The sequence below is a fragment of the Oceanihabitans sediminis genome (assembly GCF_003337215.1).
Lineage (GTDB): Bacteria > Bacteroidota > Bacteroidia > Flavobacteriales > Flavobacteriaceae > Oceanihabitans > Oceanihabitans sediminis.
In genome coordinates this window covers 1-5,950 of record NZ_QPIG01000009.1, presented here as the reverse complement: position 1 = coordinate 5,950, position 5,950 = coordinate 1, and the positions used below count along the sequence as shown (strand labels likewise).

Here is a 5,950-nt window from a genome sequence, read left to right as displayed (position 1 = left end):
TCAAACTACGTTTTAAAGAGCTTACAACTGCTTTACTAGGGTTTCCTAAAACAGATTCACCGTGTAATTTATTTTTAATCATGGTGCTTTGTTTTGTATATATAGCAAGGAGTCTGGTGATTTGAAGGCACTCTGTTTGGTGCTTAGAGTTACCTTTCCAGAGCTTTAATTCGACTTGTTTGGCATATTCACAGATCTGTTTAGCATCGCTCTTATCGGTTTTGATTTTAGATAATTTCATCTGAATAAAACGTTTTACTGCTAATGGGTTTTCTACAGAAACTCTAATACCTGATTCTAACAAATAATAAGCTAATTGGTAATGATAATATCCTGTAGCCTCCATGACACAATGGCTATCTATATCTAATATTTTTACAAACTTTTTAAATCCAGAAAGGGTGTTTTTAAACTGGTAAAAGTTGCCATTAGAATCTGCAACATCAAAAACCAAATGGCTAATGTCAATACCAAAAAATTTAATATCTTTATTCATAATAAAATGATTTTTGAAAGGACGTCTACGCGAGTTTCAACGACTTAAAAGCGAGGTCTAAAAGCCTCATAGAACTGTACGAAATCTGTGTAGAAAAGGAGAGGGGATTTTCAATGTTGACGAGATCAAAGTCTCTGCGTATATAATAACCTTATTCCTCTCCTTTGTTCTTTCTTATTTATAGGTCTTAATTTAGTGTTTTTATTAAAATGCTAACTTAAGCCGTATATAATTTATTGCTGGCTTCTTGCTTACTTACGAAAGTCCTCGCGGACTTTCTTGGTTGGTAATTATTTACTAAATTAGTTGCTTGAAACACGCAACAAACCATATACAATCACGTTGGGTACAATTATGACAAACAGTATTTTCCATAACAAAGAGTTTGAATTGAACGGAATTTCTGTACCTGAATTTGAACTGAAAAGCGGAAATCTAATTAGAATTTACATTCCAAATTTTGACTCTGAAAATCAACCTTTAGGTTTTGACTTGACAATTGAATTAATAAAGCATTTTCAAAATATAAAGTCTGATTTCCCTTGGGCGAAAAACTACCGACAAAATTCAATTGTGGAATTACTAAATCCTCTGACCGTTGAAAAATATCTGATTAATAAAATGCGGATTGAAAAACTCACAGCAGAAAAGATTGCGGACGAAATCGGAATTAAGCTAATAGATAAATTTGAATATTTGAATTTCACGAATAAAAAGGCATTGATAATAAAAGTTCTTTTTGAGAAAAACGAATGTATAATGTTGGACTATTATGGTGTAGATGCAATTGGAATCGGATTTTTAGAAAAATTAGTGAACTCGGAAATTAAAAAGGGTAAATCTGCTATCGCTTTCGACAGACTGGAATTTAAAGCTGATAATGAACCTTATGAAAATATTAAACCGATAAAAATAACTGTACCCAACACTGTGTATAATTAATTGCGGCTGAATTTCCTCTCGGAAATTCAATCTTATTAATTATCTTTCGGTTACGGCGGAAAATGACTCGCGTCCTTTCCCGCAACTAATCATACACAAACACGTTGGGTTTAATGCTGGAGCAAGTTTGCGCAACTGAAAAAAGCCTGGTTTTATTTTCGGATTTTTTTTAGAATTTTAAGGTAGATAATTCAGAAAAATTATCGTACCGAATTTCAAGATTTTGTGGAATCACCAATCAAACGTGGAATGAAAAGCAACAGCGGAATTGCTCACTCGAACGCTGACTGAATTGCTGTGCGGAATTTGACAAAAATGCGGAAAAACGGAAAACAGAACAGAACGCAAAAAAACGTCTGACTTCCACTCTGCCGAACAAAAACACAATCGGAATTTGAGCAGGTTTGCGGAATTGAAAAACAACGAAATCTACTCAAACTCGAAAAAAATAAATCAACGGAAAACCAAAATTTCGGAACAGAATTATAAACGGACAAAAAGCACTAAAACCCAACAACGGCTATAGTTCATTGCTACGGATTTTCTGCCGAAAATCCTCGCACTTTTGCTATCTTTGGTTCACGGCGGAAAATCCTCGCGGATTTTCACGCAACGAAACCATAGCCCAACCGTTGTAAGCAATTTGCCCAACCATTCGCAAGCAGAATAAATATGAATGATTTAAAATAAAAAATGGAATTAAAAGCGGAAAAAATATTTGCGGATTATGATGAAAATGGATTATTGATTATTGGATTTTCAGGTAAATTAAGTAATGAAGATTTTTATCTAATTATACAAGATGCTTCTGACAGAGAGGATGAACAGGAAATTGAATTAGGAATGGACACGTTTCATATTGAAGTAAATGACCAATCGAGAGGTGGTTATGGTGGAATTACAGAACTTGAACTTTGGAAAAACACCTTGCACCTAAAACTGAACGAAGTCGGGAAAAAAAACTTAAAAACGGATAGTGAAATAATAGATATTCGAATGAAGTTAAGCGAACCTGAATTTGTAAATTTAAGTGAGAAATTAAATATAATATTTGAACCTGAAAAAGAAATAAAAACTGCTTACAACAATGGCTATAAGTAATTGCTTGTTCTTGCCTACTTTGGAAATTCCTGCGGAATTTCCAACTTGGTGTGTACTTGCAAAGTTAAGTGCTAAACCACGCAACTACTCATAGCCGAGACCGTTGGCAACCATTGTGACCCGTCCTGAAATAAGGCTACATAATTTTAAACATTATGTATAGAAATGACAAAGTAATTAGACGTTACAGTGAACCTTTTAAATTAAAAATTTTAGCCGAGCTTACCATCGGAAAACACACAAAGAGCGAACTTTGTAAGCTCTACTCTATTGCACCTACAACAGTGAATGTGTGGATTAAAAAGTACAATCGTAAAGACTTAATGAACACCAGAGTAAAAGTGGAAACAAAAGACGAAATATCAAGAATTAAAGCACTTCAAAAAGAGATTGAACAGCTTAAGAAACTGCTACTTAAAAAGGATCTCGATGCTATGGTAGAAGAATCTTATCTAGAAGTAGCTGCAGAAGATCTTGGTTTTAAATCTATTGCTGAACTAAAAAAAAAGTTAAGTATAAAGCCTTAATAAGAGCTAAAGAGAAATCTAAGGGATTTGCTTCTTTAACGACTATAACCCATTGTTTTGGGCTTAAACGTAATGCATATTATAAATACAAAGCTAGAGCTGATAAGCGTTTAAGACTAGAACAACAGATTCTAAACATCGTTAGAAAAAGACGCAAATCCCTTCCTAGAGAAGGTGTTCGTAAACTTATTAAATCTTTAGATGTAGATTTTACTAAAGCCAATATTAAAATCGGTAGAGACACTCTTTTCAATGTGCTTAGAAAACACCAAATGCTGACACTTAGAAAGAAAACCAGTGCTAGAACTACGAACTCTTATCATCGATTTTATAAATATAACAACATCATAAAAGACGTAGAAATCAATAGAGTTAACCAAGTTTGGGTTAGTGACATAACTTATATTAGAACCCTAAAAGGCTTTTGTTATCTGGCTTTAATAACAGACATGCACTCCAGGAAAATAGTTGGTTATGATATTAGTGATAGCTTGGAATTAAAAGGATGTGTGAGAGCGCTTAATAAGGCAATTTATCAAGCTAAAAGCATTAAACAACTTATTCATCATTCAGACAGAGGAATACAGTATTGTAGCAATGTATACACACAAATACTCAAAAGAAAAAAGATAGATATTAGTATGACTGAAGAAAATCATTGTTACGAGAATGCCATGGCTGAACGTGTAAACGGCATCCTAAAAGATGAGTTTTATCTCGATCAGACCTTTGATAACGTGGCACATGCCAAAAGAGCTGCAAAAAATGCAATTAATTTATACAACGAAGTAAGATTACATTTATCTTTAGACTATAAAACACCTAATATGGTATATAAATTATCAGCTTAATTCAATTTTAACCTGTAGCCATATTTCAGGACAAGACATTGCTGTACCGCAAAAATTTCTAAAAAAAGATCTCACTCTATTCTTCCGATTTATCACTGTTACGGAACATAACGCACTTCCGATTTACCACTGTTGCGCTCAATTCTGTCGCTTTAATAAAACTAAAAAATCGATTTTAAACTGCCGACTGGCTTCATACCCAATCCAACCGCCTGGTTTTTAAAAAATAAACGGTTGCCAACATAGTGTATAAAAAATGCTTACTTTAGTCCCTAATCAAGTGTAAATGTGCGTTTGCCACCTTCCGATTTTCCTGCGGAAAATCCTCGGACGCAAACTCGCCCATTTCATACACTTACCGTTGGCAACCATTGCTGTACCGCAAAAATTTCTAAAAAAAGATCTCACTCTATTCTTCCGATTTATCACTGTTACGGAACATAACGCACTTCCGATTTACCACTGTTGCGCTCAATTCTGTCGCTTTAATAAAACTAAAAAATCGATTTTAAACTACCGACTGGCTTCATACCCAATCCAACCGTCTGGTTTTTAAAAAATAAACGGTTGCCAACATAGTGTATAAAAAATGCTTACTTTAGTCCCTAATCAAGTGTAAATGTGCGTTTGCTACCTTCCGATTTTCCTGCGGAAAATCCTCGGACGCAAACTCGCCCATTTCATACACTTACCGTTGTAAACAATGCTGAAATGAAATACACAAAAAATATATTTGGAGTAATTATTCTAATGATTTTATCCTCGTGTGATAAAGAAGTTGGAGAAAGCGGAGTTGTGGAAAATGAATTGACAGGCGAACGAATTGAAAATGTAGAAGTAATACTTAATTCTGACCAAGCGGACAAAACTGAATTTACAGACTCTAATGGGTATTTTAGTAATATTAAAACATTTAGTTGTGGAATAAGTAGTTGCGATACTGATTTTACTCTGACTTTTGAAAAAGAAGGATTCCAGACTGTAACTATTAACCAAAACTATTATAGAGAATCATCGACTGAATTTGTAACTGAAGGAACAAAAGATACACTGATTGTAAAAATGCAACCGAATTAAAAAAAAGCACAGTTTACAACACCGTGTAAAAATAATTGCTTGGTTCTTGCCTACTCGGAAAATCCTGCGGATTTTCCTCTGGTTCGTTCCATTTTTAGTAAGTTAGTTGCTTGCACACGCAACTATCCTTACACAAACACGTTGCCCACAATATGAAAAAGACGCTATCAATAATATTAATCGTACTGACGATTGGGATTTCGAAAGCTGAAAGTTTAATTACAGCTCAATATCCTGACAAGATTATTTACAATGGAAAAGAGTTCGATTTAAACTCAAATCCATTAGAACCATATTTTGAGAAAAATCCTGAAAATCGACCAGATATGGTATCAACAGCACTTTGGCGTGGATATGTTGGTCATTTTGAGATAATCGAAAACGAGCTATATCTAACTGATATGAAAAGACCAGTTGGTTATAGAGATGACGATGGAAATTTTCAAGAAAAATGGGTTTCAATCTACAGAATGTATTTTCCAAGACAGGAAAAAGTAAAAATCGATTGGTTTAGTGGAATTCTGATTTTACCACACGGAAAAATGGTGCAATATGTTCATCAAGGTTACGCATCAACGTATAGTAAATACTGGCTTCTCGAAATTGAGAATGGAAAATTTAATGAGGCTCGAAAATATAATAATAAAGAATTTGTAAAGTTCAAAAAACGTCAATTTGAGCTGTTTGAAAAAACAGAAGAATATAAAAAACTGTATGCGGAATTAAAAGAAAACGATGAATACAACGATGATGAATTTATAAAATCTTTTATTTCCGATTTTGTAATAAACTATACGACAAAATTTCTGACTGAATAAAATACTGTGGGCAACAAAGTACTGTGGTAAAAAACAAGTAAAAAAGCATTAATTTTTCACCAAGGAACTTCTGTAGCTATCCTCATATATTAGTCCAGATTTAGCAATAGCAAAAGCTTGTTTTAATAGCTTATTGCA

At 33.6% G+C, this 5,950-nt stretch carries 7 protein-coding genes; 6 read left to right on the top strand and 1 reads right to left on the bottom strand.

Translation table 11 applies throughout. The features are described 5' to 3' along the window. The coding region (locus DU428_RS13235; protein WP_165839168.1) for an IS110 family transposase at window positions 1–496 on the bottom strand (496 nt) is incomplete at its 3' end. A gap of 354 nt (window positions 497–850) precedes the next feature. Here DU428_RS13235 and DU428_RS13230 point away from each other — a divergent pair. The 6 genes from DU428_RS13230 (at window position 851) to DU428_RS13205 (ending at window position 5,812) form a co-directional block, all read left to right on the top strand. After that, window positions 851–1,438, top strand: coding sequence for a hypothetical protein (locus DU428_RS13230; protein WP_123796536.1), 588 nt, complete (start codon window positions 851–853; stop codon window positions 1,436–1,438). Window positions 1,439–2,131: 693 nt separating this feature from the next. Beyond that, a complete protein-coding gene (locus DU428_RS13225; RefSeq protein WP_113966848.1) occupies window positions 2,132–2,539 on the top strand; it encodes an Imm10 family immunity protein in 408 nt (135 codons plus the stop codon). Between the two features lie 155 nt (window positions 2,540–2,694). Further along, window positions 2,695–3,066, top strand: coding sequence for a transposase (locus tag DU428_RS13220; RefSeq protein WP_027127221.1), 372 nt, complete (start codon window positions 2,695–2,697; stop codon window positions 3,064–3,066). Beyond that, window positions 3,066–3,917, top strand: coding sequence for an IS3 family transposase (locus DU428_RS13215; protein ID WP_113966847.1), 852 nt, complete (start codon window positions 3,066–3,068; stop codon window positions 3,915–3,917). The genes DU428_RS13220 and DU428_RS13215 overlap by 1 nt, the downstream gene beginning before the upstream one ends. A 621-nt stretch (window positions 3,918–4,538) precedes the next feature. Continuing rightward, window positions 4,539–4,994, top strand: a complete 456-nt coding sequence (locus tag DU428_RS13210) for a hypothetical protein (protein WP_113966846.1) — start codon at window positions 4,539–4,541, stop codon at window positions 4,992–4,994. A 152-nt stretch (window positions 4,995–5,146) separates the two neighbouring features. Further along, window positions 5,147–5,812: a hypothetical protein gene (locus DU428_RS13205; protein ID WP_110476680.1), complete on the top strand. Its 666-nt coding sequence runs from the start codon at window positions 5,147–5,149 to the stop codon at window positions 5,810–5,812. Window positions 5,813–5,950 lie beyond the last annotated feature (138 nt).